The 15210-nt window shown below is 42.4% G+C and carries 14 protein-coding genes and 1 riboswitch; of the genes, 9 read left to right on the top strand and 5 right to left on the bottom strand.

Features of this window, described 5'->3' with window-relative positions:
* Nucleotides 1-26: 26 nt before the first annotated feature.
* Complete coding sequence (locus HX743_RS01420) at nucleotides 27-767, bottom strand: LytTR family DNA-binding domain-containing protein (protein ID WP_004975743.1); 741 nt, start codon at nucleotides 765-767, stop codon at nucleotides 27-29.
* Nucleotides 768-837: 70 nt separating this feature from the next.
* A complete protein-coding gene (locus tag HX743_RS01415) occupies nucleotides 838-1992 on the bottom strand; it encodes a sensor histidine kinase (RefSeq protein WP_178318317.1) in 1155 nt (384 codons plus the stop codon).
* Here HX743_RS01415 and argH point away from each other — a divergent pair.
* Nucleotides 1983-3413 carry an argininosuccinate lyase gene (gene argH / locus HX743_RS01410; RefSeq protein ID WP_171458207.1) on the top strand — a complete coding sequence of 477 codons (1431 nt, stop codon included), beginning with the start codon at nucleotides 1983-1985 and terminating at the stop codon, nucleotides 3411-3413. The two genes, HX743_RS01415 and argH, sit on opposite strands and share 10 nt — an antisense overlap.
* Nucleotides 3414-3427: 14 nt before the next feature.
* On the top strand, nucleotides 3428-3700 hold the full coding sequence (locus HX743_RS01405; protein ID WP_004975738.1) for an oxidative damage protection protein: 273 nt from the start codon (nucleotides 3428-3430) through the stop codon (nucleotides 3698-3700).
* 568 nt (nucleotides 3701-4268) lie between these two features.
* Here HX743_RS01405 and phoU read toward each other — a convergent pair.
* Nucleotides 4269-4991: a phosphate signaling complex protein PhoU gene (phoU, locus tag HX743_RS01400; protein ID WP_004975736.1), complete on the bottom strand. Its 723-nt coding sequence runs from the start codon at nucleotides 4989-4991 to the stop codon at nucleotides 4269-4271.
* 450 nt (nucleotides 4992-5441) lie between these two features.
* Nucleotides 5442-6779, bottom strand: a complete 1338-nt coding sequence (locus tag HX743_RS01395) for a TolC family outer membrane protein (RefSeq protein WP_104852922.1) — start codon at nucleotides 6777-6779, stop codon at nucleotides 5442-5444.
* Nucleotides 6780-7211: 432 nt separating this feature from the next.
* Between HX743_RS01395 and HX743_RS01390 the strand changes: the two genes are divergently transcribed.
* From HX743_RS01390 to HX743_RS01360, 7 genes are all read left to right on the top strand, one after another.
* Nucleotides 7212-8276, top strand: coding sequence for a hypothetical protein (locus tag HX743_RS01390; protein WP_178318316.1), 1065 nt, complete (start codon nucleotides 7212-7214; stop codon nucleotides 8274-8276).
* A gap of 99 nt (nucleotides 8277-8375) precedes the next feature.
* Nucleotides 8376-8523, top strand: a riboswitch (TPP riboswitch).
* A gap of 97 nt (nucleotides 8524-8620) precedes the next feature.
* Nucleotides 8621-10516 carry a phosphomethylpyrimidine synthase ThiC gene (gene thiC / locus HX743_RS01385; RefSeq protein ID WP_178318315.1) on the top strand — a complete coding sequence of 632 codons (1896 nt, stop codon included), beginning with the start codon at nucleotides 8621-8623 and terminating at the stop codon, nucleotides 10514-10516.
* Nucleotides 10517-10593: 77 nt separating this feature from the next.
* A complete protein-coding gene (locus HX743_RS01380; RefSeq protein WP_178318314.1) occupies nucleotides 10594-11214 on the top strand; it encodes an NUDIX domain-containing protein in 621 nt (206 codons plus the stop codon).
* Nucleotides 11215-11224: 10 nt separating this feature from the next.
* Nucleotides 11225-12031: a 3',5'-cyclic-AMP phosphodiesterase gene (gene cpdA, locus HX743_RS01375; RefSeq protein WP_178318313.1), complete on the top strand. Its 807-nt coding sequence runs from the start codon at nucleotides 11225-11227 to the stop codon at nucleotides 12029-12031.
* 212 nt (nucleotides 12032-12243) lie between these two features.
* Entirely contained in the window at nucleotides 12244-12771 is a 528-nt protein-coding gene (gene dksA / locus HX743_RS01370) for an RNA polymerase-binding protein DksA (RefSeq protein ID WP_004975725.1), read from the top strand.
* Between the two features lie 2 nt (nucleotides 12772-12773).
* Nucleotides 12774-13703: a tRNA glutamyl-Q(34) synthetase GluQRS gene (gluQRS, locus tag HX743_RS01365; RefSeq protein ID WP_004975723.1), complete on the top strand. Its 930-nt coding sequence runs from the start codon at nucleotides 12774-12776 to the stop codon at nucleotides 13701-13703.
* A gap of 52 nt (nucleotides 13704-13755) precedes the next feature.
* Nucleotides 13756-13995 (top strand): zinc-ribbon domain-containing protein, encoded by a 240-nt coding sequence (locus HX743_RS01360; RefSeq protein ID WP_104852920.1) that lies wholly within the window; start codon nucleotides 13756-13758, stop codon nucleotides 13993-13995.
* Between the two features lie 11 nt (nucleotides 13996-14006).
* On the opposite strand, the gene ftsW is transcribed toward HX743_RS01360, so the two are convergent.
* On the bottom strand, nucleotides 14007-15203 hold the full coding sequence (ftsW, locus tag HX743_RS01355; RefSeq protein ID WP_104852919.1) for a putative lipid II flippase FtsW: 1197 nt from the start codon (nucleotides 15201-15203) through the stop codon (nucleotides 14007-14009).
* Nucleotides 15204-15210: the final 7 nt, after the last annotated feature.

The following is a 15210-nucleotide window of genomic DNA, read 5'->3' as shown; positions in this document are numbered from 1 at the left end:
TATTCATCTGCGATGAGGCTGATCAATTAGAGTTTTTGGATGCGTTCTCGCAATAAAGGCAAATGTCGTCGACTAACAGCCAAACGCTCATCTAGCTCGCGGCAACGTACCTGATACTGTCCTGAATTGACCACTTCTAGCCCCTCCAAAAACTGAATCGAGACCAAGGCATTTCGGTGAATCCGAATAAACTGATCACCAAATTCGGTTTCTAAATCTTTCAGCGTTTCATCAATCAAGACACTGCCATTTTTATGACGCACCGTGACATATTTCTGATCGGCTAAAAAATAATAGATATTTTCTATAGGCACCAACTCTACACCACGATAAGTTTTCGCAGCAATTTGGTGACGTTTTATTTTTAATTCGTCCATATTTTCTTTTTGTTTTAAATGACTCATCTGCGCTTGCGTGAGTTTTGTTAAATGATCTAAAACCTGTTGCAATTCCTGTTGCATAATAGGTTTTAACAAATAGCCTTCCGCATTGGACTTAAATGCCTCGAGTGCATGTTCATCGTAGGCGGTACAAAACACAATGGCTGGCATTGGGTCAAGCTCACGCAAATGTTGAGCGCAACTTAAACCATCCATTCCCGGCATTTGAATATCTAATAATATGACATCCGGCTGATGTTCATCTGCCAGTTCAATCGCCTGTTGCCCATGAGCTGCCGTTGCCACCACATGATGCCCCAATTGAGTGACCAAACGTGATAATCGCTCTCTTGCCAGAGGCTCATCATCACAAATTAGGATGTCCATTTCCCCTCCTTTTCAGTTGAATACTTTATTTTTATCAAGTTAAGAAAAATCAGAACAATCACAAGTTTTTTTATTTATAGCGATATTGCAACACCGTCGTGTACATACCATTCCCCGCATAACTTTGAAAAGCGACACTGCGCCCATAATAAGCCTGTAAACGCTGTTTCACGTTTTGTAGCGCGATACCGTGTCCTTGTCTTAAATTTATTTTATCGCTGACATACGGATTTGTAATGACAATATTGACTTGGTTTTGCAATATTTCGATCAATATACTTATCGTACTCTTTGCTAAAACTTTTTCAACTCCATGAAAAATACTATTTTCTAACAAGGGTTGTAAAGTTAATAAGGGTATTTGTACCTGACTGAGCAGTTGCGGTTGTTCAATTTTCCATTCCACGGTCAGACGCTCGCCTAAACGAATTTGTTCTATGTCTAAATATCGCTGGCAAAGTTCGATCTCATCTTTCAGGCTAACCAGTTTTAATTCTTGCAAACTGGCACGAAATAAACGCGACAAATTGAGCAACATTTGCTCGGCTTTATCGGGATCTATGGCAATGAGACTAATCACATTATTGAGGCTGTTGAATAAAAAATGTGGGTGAATACGCGCCTGCATGGCATGTACCCGCGCTTGTAATTCACTATGCCGTTGCTGAATCGCCTGTTCACGTACATAAATATAACGAAAGCAAAATGCGCCCAATAACACGCCATAACTCAAATGCAGTCCAACGCCATGTAACAGATCATCTATACCAAATTGCTGTAGATGAAAGTTTTGCCCAAAATGCAACAAGGTATTTAAACTGAGTGTGGTCAGCAACACGATGCCTTGCAGCAGCAAAAAACTGACCAAAAAAGATAAACTCAAGCCCATGCGTAAAAAACGCGCCTGAAAAAACTCCACCAAGGCCGCAAAACACAACACCACCCAATTAATATAGAGCACGTATTGCAGCACCCGAGCAAAACTTAAGCCATGCCAGCCTTGTGCTTCAGCCAATGCCAAGACCATTGCCAAAGCATTACTGCCAATAAATAATTCAATTAGATATTGCCAACGCCCTATTTTCGTAAAAAAATACAGCTCATGTTGCTCTGCCTGCGTATCAGCATAAGTTTGATTGGCTTGTTCTTCGGCAAGTGAATCTGAATTTGTTATACTCTTGTCCAAATCACCGCTTTTTACTTTATTGAGCCGATATGACCACATCTTCTAATTCCTCAAATCCGTCACAAGCCCAAACTTCGGGTATGTGGGGCGGTCGTTTCTCTGAAGCGACTGATGCTTTTGTTGCTGAATTTACAGCATCTGTTCAATTTGACCAACGCTTTTATAAACAAGATATTGCTGGCTCAATTGCACATGCAACGATGCTTGCCAAAGTAGGCGTACTTACGACTGAAGAGCGTGACGATATTATCCAAGGTTTAAATACCATTCAGGCTGAAATTGAAGCAGGTCAATTTGAATGGCGTATTGACCTTGAAGATGTTCACATGAACATCGAATCGCGCCTTACTCAGCGTATTGGCATTACAGGTAAAAAATTACACACTGGTCGTAGCCGTAATGACCAAGTGGCAACCGATATTCGTTTGTATGTCCGTGACGAAATTGATGCCATTTTAGAATTATTAAAAAAATTACAACACGGCATTTTGAGCTTGGCAGCCAAAAACACGCATACCATTATGCCTGGTTTTACCCATTTGCAAACCGCACAGCCTGTGACTTTTGGTCATCACCTTATGGCATGGTTCGAAATGTTGGTACGTGACTCTGAGCGTTTAATTGACTGCCGCAAACGTGTTAATCGTATGCCTTTGGGTTCTGCTGCTTTGGCAGGTACCACTTACCCAATTGACCGTGCTTTTACCGCAGAATTGTTGGGCTTTGAAGCTGTATCTGAAAACTCGTTAGATGCTGTATCAGACCGTGATTTCGGGATTGAGTTTAACGCTGCTGCATCTTTAATTATGATGCACTTGTCGCGTATGTCTGAAGAACTGATTTTATGGACATCGGCACAGTTCAAATTTGTGAATATTCCAGACCGTTTCTGCACTGGCTCATCCATTATGCCGCAGAAGAAAAACCCAGACGTACCAGAATTGGTGCGCGGTAAAACAGGTCGTGTTTATGGCGATTTAATGAGCCTGTTGACCCTGATGAAAGGTCAACCGCTTGCCTACAACAAAGACAACCAAGAAGACAAAGAACCTTTGTTTGATGCCATTGATACCGTGCGCGGCTCGCTCATGGCATTTGCCGATATGATTCCTGCTTTAGTACCAAACATTGCAGAAATGCGTGAAGCTGCATTACGTGGTTTCTCTACGGCAACTGACCTTGCAGATTACTTAGTAAAAAATGGCGTGGCATTCCGCGATGCACATGAAATTGTAGGTAAAGCCGTAGCATTGGGCGTACAAGAAGGCAAAGACTTGTCTGAACTTAGCCTAGAACAATTACAGCAATTCTCAGATTTAATTCAAGCTGATGTATTTGAAAAAGCACTGACCCTTGAAGCCTCTGTAAATGCACGTGATCATATTGGCGGTACAGCGCCTGCACAAGTTGCAGCGGCAATTGAACGTGCTCAAACACGTCTTGCTCAACTTTATGCATAATCAGGAAGTGAGAGATGTCTAAACAAGTATTTTGTCGTAAATATCAAACCGACATGGAAGCGATGGATTTCGCTCCTTTTCCGGGTGCCAAAGGTCAAGAATTACTTGAAACGGTATCTAAACAGGCTTGGCAGGAATGGCTCAAACACCAAACTACGCTCATTAATGAAAAGCGTTTAAATGTGTTTGAACCTGAAGCGAAAAAGTTTTTGGAAGAACAACGTGAGAAGTTTCTCAACAATGATGCCAGTTTGGAAGTCGCAGAAGGCTTAAAACCTCAAAACTAATCCAAGTACTGTTTTTCATTTTAGAAAATTCAAACCTTGTTCGCATTATCATTAAAAGAGTCTTTACGAAGGCTCTTTTTTTATTCCATTTTTGATTATAGATTGCAGCAACAATGTTTTAAATAAATGAAAATAGATTCAAAAAGTTAAGCTGACTTCCTATTTTTATTTCTCGATTGAAACGTATAATACACAGTCACAACAAAACACTCAAAAATATATTAATTATTGATTTTAAAGACAATAGTTTTAAAAATAATCACACTAAAAATAATGTAATTTAAAAATACATTTGTATATAAAACGCTACATTCCACTACAATAAACCACATGATTCTTGAGTGTGATTTTCCTATACTTATTTTCAAGGAGATAAGCAATTATCTCTCACTATAATAAATATCCCCGATTTCAATCTCAGATTTCCCCCAAAGTCTGAGATTTTTTTTATCCAAAATTCAGGCTGTTTCAAAATCTTAAAGATCAGCAAAAAATCCAAAAGACTCATTCAAGCCATAAAAAAAGCCCCATCATTAGATGAGGCTGAATATTCAAAAAAAAGCTGAACTTAGCGTTCCTGTACTTTTTCTTCAATTTCTTTGACGCTGGTATGACGTACGTCAAAACCTTTGACCATATAAATCACTTGTTCTGAAATATTTCGTGCGTGGTCACCAATACGCTCTAATGAACGTAACACCCACATCACATTAATCACACGTGAAATATGACGCGGATCTTCAATCATATACGTCATAAGAGTACGTGTTGCAGATTGATATTCACGGTCAATATCGGCATCGGCAAGTAAAACACGCAGTGCTTGATCGACATCTAAACGCGCAAAAGCATCGAGTGCATCGTGAATCATGACGCGCACTTGGTTACCAATATGACGTGTTTCCATATAGCCGCGTGGCGAACCACCTTCTTCACATAAGTTTTGGGCAATACGGGCAATTTTTGCAGCTTCATCACCAATACGCTCTAAGTCAGTATTGGCTTTAGACATGGCAATCACCATACGCAAATCAATTGCGGCTGGATGACGACGCGCCAAAATCAAAGTTAAGGCTTCATCAATTTCGGTTTCCATGCGATTGACAACGTTGTCTTGGAACTGAACTTCTACCGCCAAGGCTGCATCGGTATCCAAGAGTGCGTGAATCGAGTTGGCAACCTGCTGCTCTACCAAACCACCCATGGCCATAAATTTGGTATTTACATCCTGCAAATCTTCATTGAACTGAGAAGAAATATGGTGACTTAACACAGGATTATTCGTACTCAAGGAATACACTCCACAACAAAAGGATAGACTGACGCAATGATTGAATATTAAAGCACAGCAATGATGACGTTTTTATGACATTTTCTCACCAAACTCTCAAGTCTGATCGTTTCTGTCTTTAAACAGCATAAGCCATTCAGATGACAAAATGACTTGGGTCTGTTGACATTTCGTCTATGTTTGCGGCAACGCATATTTTTTAGCTGATATAAGGCATGGGACAGGAAATTTAGTCATTCTAAATGACTGACTCATAAAGCAATAGTAGCAAAAATATGCTCGCCCCCTTGCGCAGCAAACAAAGCAACGCTTTGTTCTTGCTCATGTGGCTAAAACTTTCTCAGATTGCGTTATGAAACTTGGCAATAGTCTCGCTATTCCCTGCGTTTCATGCCTGATCTGCTCAGTTTTAGCCTACAGCGCAAGCCATTTATGAAATGTCAACAGACCCTATATGGCTTTCCGAATCAACCAAGCATTCATTTCCTGCACATCTTGTTCAGTCAATTGCCCAACGGCTGCTTTCAACTGTAACACATGCTTCAAATAGTCATACTGTGCATTGAGATAATCCTGCTTGGCAGAAAAGGCGTTACGCTGTGCCAACAGTACATCCACCATGGTTTTTAAACCTTCCTGATATTGCGCTTTGGATGCTCGTGCCACTAAATCTGCTGAATTCATTGCAGCCTGTCGCGCCTGCAATTTGGCTTGATCAGTTTCGACTTGTAAATATGCCTGTTTCACATCGGTATTGGCTTTACGGATTGCTGCATCTAGCTCGGCTTCAGATTTTTGTACCAAAACCACTGCTTTTTGCACATTTTTATTGACCCGCCCACCGCTAAACACATTCCAGTTCATTTCAATCCCGACCTGGTCGAACTGACCATCGGGCGACATGATACTTTCAGGGCTTTGTTTGGCATAACCATAACTGCCCACAGCTTCTACCTGCGGATAACGTGCTGCTTGTTCAACCCGACGTGCATCTTCGGCATATTGTCGCTGCAAACGTGCCTGTTGAATAGCCAAATTTTGAGTTTGTGCCAATTGCGACCATGCCTCTAAACTTTCAGGCACAGGTTTTTGAAATTGAAAGTCATCTCGCAAAACTGCCAAACTTTCTTGATATGGCCCAATCAATTGTGCCAACTGCTCTTGTGCCAAAACCAACTGCACATGTGTTCCAATCCTGTTCGCTCGTGCATTTTGATATTGCGCATTGGCTTCACTGACTTCACTTTTAGCCACCAAACCTTCACGCAGTTTGGCATTCATCATATTGAGCTGTTCCAACAAAGCTTTTTCTTCTTGTAAATATGCTGTTGTTAAAGACTGCTGTCTCAGCACATTAAAATACGCTTCTGATACATTCAAAATATGTTGCTGTTGTTGTAAACGTAAGGTGACTTCACTCAGGCTTAACGAGGTTTTGACTTGTTTCAGGGCTTGCCAAGCATCCCAACGAAATAAAGGCTGACGTGCTGTTAACGCGACTTGACGTGAAGTTGAAGATGAACTGCTTAAAAGCTCTGGCGAGGAACTGGCAATATTGACTCGACTCATTTCCTGACTTTTACGGGTGATATTGCCCGACAGAGTCACAGTTGGCAGTAAATTGCCTTGCGCAAGCCCTAAATTTAATTGATCGGCCTGATATTGTAATTGCTGTGCGCGCCAAGTCGGATCGCTATTTTGAGCACGCTGATAGGCTTGCATTAAATCCAAAGCAAAAGCGCTTGAACTCATCCAACATAAGCATGTCACTAACATCATTTTTTTCATTATTTTTCGATCAACCCACTCTGTAATTTCGTCAATCCTACTGCAATGTATTTTTACACCGCCCATACTAAAGCGAATTTGCATTTTTTTCGTATGATTTTCATTAATTTTGATAATTTTTCATATTATTTCAATTCATTGCAATAATTAAGCAAAGCCATACACGTGCTAACAATCGCTGCATAAAGTGGTACTTACTCACAGGCATGTAACCAAACTCTAGCAGAATACTACAATTTACTCCGTGGCTTTGACTTTACAATGCAAGCTCTCCCCTCGTCCTTCGACCCAAGCTTCTAAAACCGTGTGCCTCACAGCGGATATTTTAAATTTAGAATTTTGGTATGAATGACTCATTTTGAATTTTTGGAATCCATAGTGCCTAAATGAAGGCACTAGATGATGAATGAATACTCATGTTGAATTGCTGTAATGGTTAAATTTCTTCGCGCCAGTAAACTTGCCCTACTGCTTGGCAGTTGTCTGTATTTGCTCGCCTGCCAAAATTCAGATACACCTCCCGTAGCTGAACCACCAAAGGTACAGGCCAGTGCCAGCGAGCCTGTGGATTTGACCCAAATGTGTGAAAATATTCAGCACAATATGCAGCAAATTGACAATACCCGCACCACGTTTGCGCTAGAACAAATTAATCAGGATTTAAAAGTCTGCCTACCCTTGCTGCCTTTGAATGAGCAATTAAATTTGCTCAATCTTTCGACCCAAATGTATCAACGCTTTTTGCATGTAGAACGCAGCGCTGCAGAACAAGCTGCCTTTGACCAACACGCTTTTGATATGGCACAGCATCCGACCATTCAGCAAAGTCATTTTGAAAACTTTGCCTTGCGTGATCAATATTTATTGAAACATAAGGGACAAGCCTATTTAGAGCTATACGATGCAGGTGAAGCACAGTTGGTTTATCGTCGAAGCCCGCAATACTTAGCCATTATTTTTGCGCCCTACATGCCCGATGCCGAGCAGATTTTTATTGAAAGAATGGCCAATGACAATATGCAGCACAGCCTGCGTGATGGTGGACTCACCCTTGATGCTGCCGATTTGACTGAACGCGCCTTATTTTGGGAAGATTACGTGCAGCGTTATCCTAAAAGTCACTTTATACGGGATGCACGTTATCTAGCCGAAGTGTATGCCTTGCTGCTGTTTAAAGGCACAGTCAACAGTCCTGTTTCTCAGGATTATGTCGATGAATACAGTATCCAACCTGCCGTATTATTTGAAATTAAAAAACTGGCAAAGTTGCAAAAATCTCCCTTAGCACAGCAAGCGCGTAAATTCCTTGCCTTTTTATACATGAGCAGTGAACAACGACTCACTGAAATTGCAGCACAGCCCACTGCACGTGAACAGCGTGAATATGGCGATGATGCTTTAGTACATGCACAGTTGCATCAATATTTAAATTTAAAGAACATCTCCATCCATGCAAAACGCGATTGTTTTAGTGATGCCGTTTGTATTACTCGCTAATAATTCAAAGTCGCTTAAAGCTCAAATCCTTGTCCTTAGGCATCAAAGAATAAAAGCCGCGCGAAGCCTGCTTTTATACCAACAACGTGCTACTATTTATACAGCTTGACGGAGCGCGAGTAATGCCTCGCTGAGATTGTGTCCATGCTGAGTTTGTAGCCTAAAATCTGCAAACCAAGCTGTAAACCCAAGTACCGTTGAACCTGATCAGGTTAAAACCTGCGTAGGAATCAAGCCCATCTAAAAACATAGCACCCAAATTGTTCCCTTGTTCAAAACAGATCAGTTTGCCCTTGTTTTTGGTCGTGCTTGATTCGTTGATTTCATTCTTCAGGATCATTGCAATGAACCAATTAACGAATCTATCCCCTGCTGATATTTCTGCTCAACACGAGCAAGATGCCAAAGATTTAACCCGCATTTTACCTGCATCGAAAAAAGTCTATATTCAAGGCTCACGCCCAGACATTCAGGTGCCAATGCGTGAAATTGAACTGACCGACACTCCAACAGGTTTAGGCGGTGAGCACAATCCACCGCTCATGGTGTATGACACTTCAGGTGTATATACCGATCCAAATGTTGAAATTAATCTGAACAAAGGCTTGCCGAACATCCGCGACAGCTGGATTGAAGAGCGCCAAGACACCGAAAAACTAGAAACCCTCAGCTCAGCCTTTGGTCAAGAGCGTTTACGCGATATTCGTACTGCAGAGATTCGTTTTGCCCATATTCAAAAGCCGCGTCGTGCCAAAGCGGGTAAAAACGTCACCCAAATGCACTATGCCAAACAAGGCATCATTACCCCTGAAATGGAATATATCGCCATTCGTGAAAACCAACGCCAACGCGAAGGTGTCGATATGCGTCAGCATCCAGGGCAAAACTTTGGGGCTAAAAACTTAACTGAAATCACGCCTGAATTTGTACGTCAGGAAGTGGCTGAAGGCCGTGCAATTATTCCTGCCAACATTAACCACCCAGAATGTGAGCCAATGATTATTGGTCGCAACTTCTTGGTCAAAATCAATGCCAATATTGGTAACTCGGCACTGGGTTCAAGTATTGATGAAGAAGTCGCGAAAATGACTTGGGCGACCCGTTGGGGCGCAGATACCATCATGGATTTATCGACAGGTAAAAACATCCATGAAACCCGTGAATGGATTATCCGCAACTCGCCTGTGCCAATTGGTACTGTACCTATTTATCAGGCACTAGAAAAAGTAAACGGCATTGCCGAAGACCTCACTTGGGAAATCTTTAAAGACACGCTGATTGAACAGGCTGAACAAGGTGTGGATTACTTCACCATTCACGCAGGCGTGTTATTGCGTTATGTACCACTCACGGCCAATCGCTTAACAGGTATTGTATCGCGTGGCGGTTCAATCATGGCGCAATGGTGTTTGGCGCATCATGAAGAAAACTTCCTTTACACACACTTTGATGAAATCTGCGAAATCATGAAAGCTTACGATGTATCGTTCAGCTTGGGTGATGGTTTACGACCGGGGTGTATTCAAGATGCCAACGATGAAGCACAATTCAGCGAACTACGGACTTTGGGTGAATTGACTCACCGCGCTTGGGGACATGATGTGCAAGTGATGATTGAAGGCCCGGGGCACGTGCCAATGCACATGGTCAAAGAAAATATGGACTTGCAACTTGAAGTCTGTAAAGAAGCACCTTTCTACACACTTGGCCCATTAACCACGGATATTGCACCGGGCTATGACCATATTACTTCTGCGATTGGTGCAGCGATGATTGGCTGGTACGGTACAGCAATGCTGTGCTATGTGACACCGAAAGAACATTTGGGCTTACCAAACAAAAAAGACGTCAAAGACGGCATCATCACCTATAAGATTGCAGCCCATGCGGCTGACCTTGCCAAAGGTCATCCAGGTGCACAAGCCCGTGACAATGCGCTGTCTAAAGCACGTTTTGAATTCCGCTGGGAAGATCAGTTTAACCTGAGCCTTGACCCAGATACTGCACGCAGCATGCATGATGAAACCATGCCAAAAGAAGCGCATAAGTCTGCACACTTCTGTTCAATGTGTGGACCGAAGTTCTGCTCCATGAAAATCACCCAAAATGTGAGAGATTATGCACAAAATCAAAATGCTGCGAACAAGACAGAGCAAGCAGATGCAGAGGTAGAATCAGGTCTCAAAGCCATGAAAACCGCTTATCAGGAACATGGTCAAAAATTGTACCATAAGCTATAAATTGTTTAAAAAGCGTTTGTATTCAATCAAATCTCAGTTAGGATGAAATTATGCTTTGCTCATCCTGATGAGAGTTAATGAAGATTATTCAACAAGCAACTTATGGTCAACACGATGCACAGATTCACCAGCGTGAATACCTGTATCGCGGGTTTATTCAGGTTGAGAAAGTCAGCCTGAGCCATCGCTTGTTTAATCAAACCACCTATACCCCAGTCCTTCAGCGTGAACTTATTCAGCGCCCTGAAGCGGCTGGGGTACTCATTTATGATGCCGCACAACAAAAATTTGCACTGATTGAACAGTTCCGCATTGGTGCAATTGATGATTGCGACTCGCCTTGGCAACTCGAAGTGATTGCAGGGGTGCTAGATGGTGATGAATCACCTGAAAGTTGCATTCGCCGTGAAGCTTTAGAAGAATCGGGCTGCGAGTTAAAAGAATTACAACATTTATTCAGTTTTTATCCATCTGCAGGGGCATGCGCAGAATTGTTCCACTTATATAGTGCGAACACCACCTTACCACAGGAAGGTGGCGTGTTTGGTATGCCTGATGAAGGAGAAAATATTCAATTACACATTATTGATTATCGGGAAATTTCAAACTTACTGACCAATGGTCGGCTAAAAAATGCACCTGTCATCATGGCATTGCAATGGTTACAACAACAAATTAAAACCGTAAAGGATGTCTAAGGGGTCAGGCATGACTTTATTCTCAAACAATCACCAGCAACGCTGGACCATTGTACAAATTTCCGATACGCACCTCATGAATCAGGAAGATTTAGAGTTTGTGCATATGAATCCTGAACGTAGCTTTCATTCGGTGATGCATGATATTCAACAGCAATACCCGCAGCTTGATGCTATTTTCCATACGGGCGATTTAGCACAAATACCCGTTACTGAAACCTATCAGCGTTATTTGCAGTTTATGCAGTCTTTAAATACGCCGCATTTCCAGATTCCGGGTAATCATGATGATGCCGCAGTTTTCCCATTCCATTTACAGTCCAATCAAGTTCATGCAATTGAGTTGGGCAATTGGAGTGTCATTTTACTGAATACTGCAGTCAAAGGTCGGATTGATGGCTGGATGGATACAGCACAGTTACAACAATTAGATCAGGTTCTGCAACAACATGCGCAGCAGCAGGTGATTATTGCCTGTCATCACCATCCTTTTGATATGCAATCGCACTGGATAGATCAGCACAAACTTAAAAATACCGAAGCCTTAATTGATGTATTGGCACGCCACAACAATGTCAAATTGGTGCTGTGTGGGCATGTGCATCAAGACTCATTAAATGAATGGCAAGGGATTCAATTTTACTCTACGCCTTCGACCTGCGTGCAATTTAAACCACATAGCCAGCACTTTGCGCTTGGGCCTGAGGCACCGGGTTACCGTGTGTTACATTTGAATGCAGATGGCAGTTTTAGCACCCAAGTGCATCGGGTTGAGCATGTCACACAACAAATAAATTTTGAAATTTCAGGTTATTAACTTTCCATTTTATTTTTTTTGCTTTACTTTATGCCTTCAACGAAAAAATGCGATAACACATCCAAACATCAAAGACTATCCATAATCAAAAAAAGTCTATATGATGACGTCCCCCGAAGAGAGAATTCTTTCTGAGGGAGTGGATAAAAACACTTGCATATCACCATATTTTTCGCGTATGAATCTTACGCATATGATGAGGAATGCCCTACATGGCGAATGACAACCAAAATCAAGTCTTGGACGAACAAACAGATCTTGTAGAAGAAAAAGCTACAAAACGCGTGCGTAAGGCAAAGCCAAAGGCTTTAGAGGGTGGTTCTACAGCTAGCTTATTTGGTATTGCACCTTATCAGCCGAAAAAGAATGAAGAATACATGTCTGAAGGACAACTCGAACATTTCCGTCAAATTTTAATGGCGTGGAAAGAAGAGTTAATGTCAGAAGTAGATCGTACACTCAACACCATGCAAGACGAAAATACCGCTTTGCCTGATGTGAATGACCGCGCGACACAAGAAGAAGAATTTGCGATTGAATTACGTACCCGTGACCGTGAACGTAAATTGATTCGTAAAATTGAACAATCCATTGAAGCGATTAAAAACGATGACTATGGTTTCTGTGAAACTTGTGGTATCGAAATTGGTCTGCGTCGTTTAGAAGCACGCCCAACGGCAACGTTATGTATTGACTGCAAAACTTTGGCAGAGATCAAAGAGAAGCAAAATAACGGTTAATTGTGACTGTTGAAAATTCTTTAGCGGAGCATGCTCCCCATGCGCAGCAGCGAGATCATATTTCGCTGACGCGCTACTCAGGTCGGTTTGCGCCATCGCCAACCGGCCCTTTGCATTTTGGCTCTCTCATTACTGCCGTTGCCAGTTATTGCGATGCCAAAGCCCAGCACGGCACTTGGCTGGTACGTATTGAAGATACTGACATCCCACGCATTTACCCTGGCAGTGAAAATCATATCTTGCGTTGTATTGATGCCTTTCAATTTGAGCCGGATGCCGAAATTATTTTCCAGAAAGATCGCCTCGATCTCTATGCAGCCGTGTTGCAACAATTGCAGCAACGCGACTTGGTCTATGCCTGTCAATGCACCCGCAAAATGCTTGGCTCCAATCATATTTATGCAGGGACTTGCCGCAATTTAGGTTTAGATTTTGCCAATCAAGCGATTCGAGTCAAAGTCACAGACCAAGAGATTTGCTTTCAAGACCGCCTGCAAGACAAACAATGTTCCAACCTTGCGCAGGACTTGGGCGATTTTGTCCTAAAACGGCGTGATGGCATTATCAATTATCAACTGGCAGTGGTGGTGGATGATTATTTGCAAGGCATTACCCATGTGGTTCGCGGCGCAGATTTACTCGACAACACCGCACGGCAAATCTATTTGGGGCAACTGTTAGGCTACCCTAAACTCAGCTACACGCACCTGCCTTTAGCCATGAATGCACAAGGGCAAAAACTGTCTAAACAGAACTTGGCACAAGCTTTAGATTTAGCCCAAGCACCGAAGCTGCTACAAGCCGCTTTAACTGCCTTAAATCAAGCCACTGTCGAATTAGACACCCCTGCACGCATGCTTACGCAAGCCATTCAGCAATGGGATCTTTCACGTATTCCTGCAGGCACAGCTTTACACGGCTATTATTTATAAAATTTAAAATTCAGTTATGCTCAAATTGAAATGGATCATTTGAGGTTGTGTCATGTTTTTTATTTTTGGTGTTGGACCGAAAACCAAAGTGGTCGAGAAAAGTCAATTTAGCTGCCCCGTTTGCCGCACTCGCAGTAGCTATGAACTCAGACAGCAACGACAATATTTTTCCTTATTTTTTATTCCCTTGTTTCCTATGTCTAAACAAAAAAATACTACAGTCAAGTGCTTACACTGCGGAACAGTCATGCCAAGCATGGTCTTGCACCATGCTCAGCCAGAAGCGAAATAGAAGGATAAATTCTAGAAGCTGGATTCTTCACGGCTAGGGTTAATCTCATGCGTGCTGGCTTCAATTTTCAGAATCAAACTCACCATCACTGCACACATAATTAACGATGAACCACCATAACTAATAAAAGGTAGAGTCAAACCTTTGGTAGGCAACATACCCATATTCATGCCTGCATTCACCATAATCTGTAATAAGAAGATAATGCTGATGCCATAAGCCAAATATCCTGCACGTAAGTACTGGTTTTTCAGGGCGCGATGACCAATTTTAATGCAGGCAATCAGCATAGCAAAAGACAAGCTCAACACCACAAAAATGCCTAAAAAGCCAAACTCTTCACCTAAGACAGCCAACATAAAGTCCGTATGTGCTTCAGGTAAATAGGACATTTTCTGGATACTATGCCCCAAGCCTACGCCTGCCCATTCACCGCGTCCAAATGCCATTAAGGCGTTAGACAACTGATAACCGACACCCAAAGGGTCATTCCACGGGTTTGAGAACGACATTAAACGCTCAAAACGATAAGGCTCAAATACCACCAAAAACACAAAGGCGGCAATAATCGCGCCAAAGGCAATACCAAACTGAATTAATGGCGCACCAGCTAAAAAGAAGACCCCTAACATGGTCAAGGCAATCACCACGGTCGCCCCCAAGTCAGGCTCTGCAATCACCAAACCTACCGTGACTGCCATAATCACTGCAAGACGAATCAGACCTTTAATGTTATTACGCACTTCTTCGGCACGGCGCACCACATAGTCAGCGGTAAAAATGGCCATCATCACTTTAGCGACTTCGGAAGCTTGCAGGGTAAAACCTGCGACCCGAATCCAGCGTTTAGAACCATTGACTTCAGTACCCACTAACAACACTGCAGCCAACAAGGCAATGGTCACAATCCACAGAAAGAAGGTGTTGTTAAACCAGGTATTCAGCGGCACTCTATAGGCAATCACGGCAGCGATTAATGCCACCACAATAGAAATGCCATGACGCAATACATAGTGAAAGGCATTTTCATGCATGCGCTCGGCATAAGGCATCGAAGCCGATGCCACCATGATTGAACCAATACATAACAGCGCCAGTACGCTAAAAATCAGTACATTGCGTACATTCACTTCCGCTGGCAGTTTGGGTAACCAGCGATCATAGACCTGATTGAGTTTATTGATTGTTGTCTGAGCAAAGCCAGCCATATCTCAC

The sequence above is a fragment of the Acinetobacter sp. Swhac1 genome, assembly GCF_013390985.1.
GTDB classification, from domain to species: domain Bacteria; phylum Pseudomonadota; class Gammaproteobacteria; order Pseudomonadales; family Moraxellaceae; genus Acinetobacter; species Acinetobacter towneri.
This window is presented reverse-complemented; position numbering and strand designations above follow the sequence as displayed.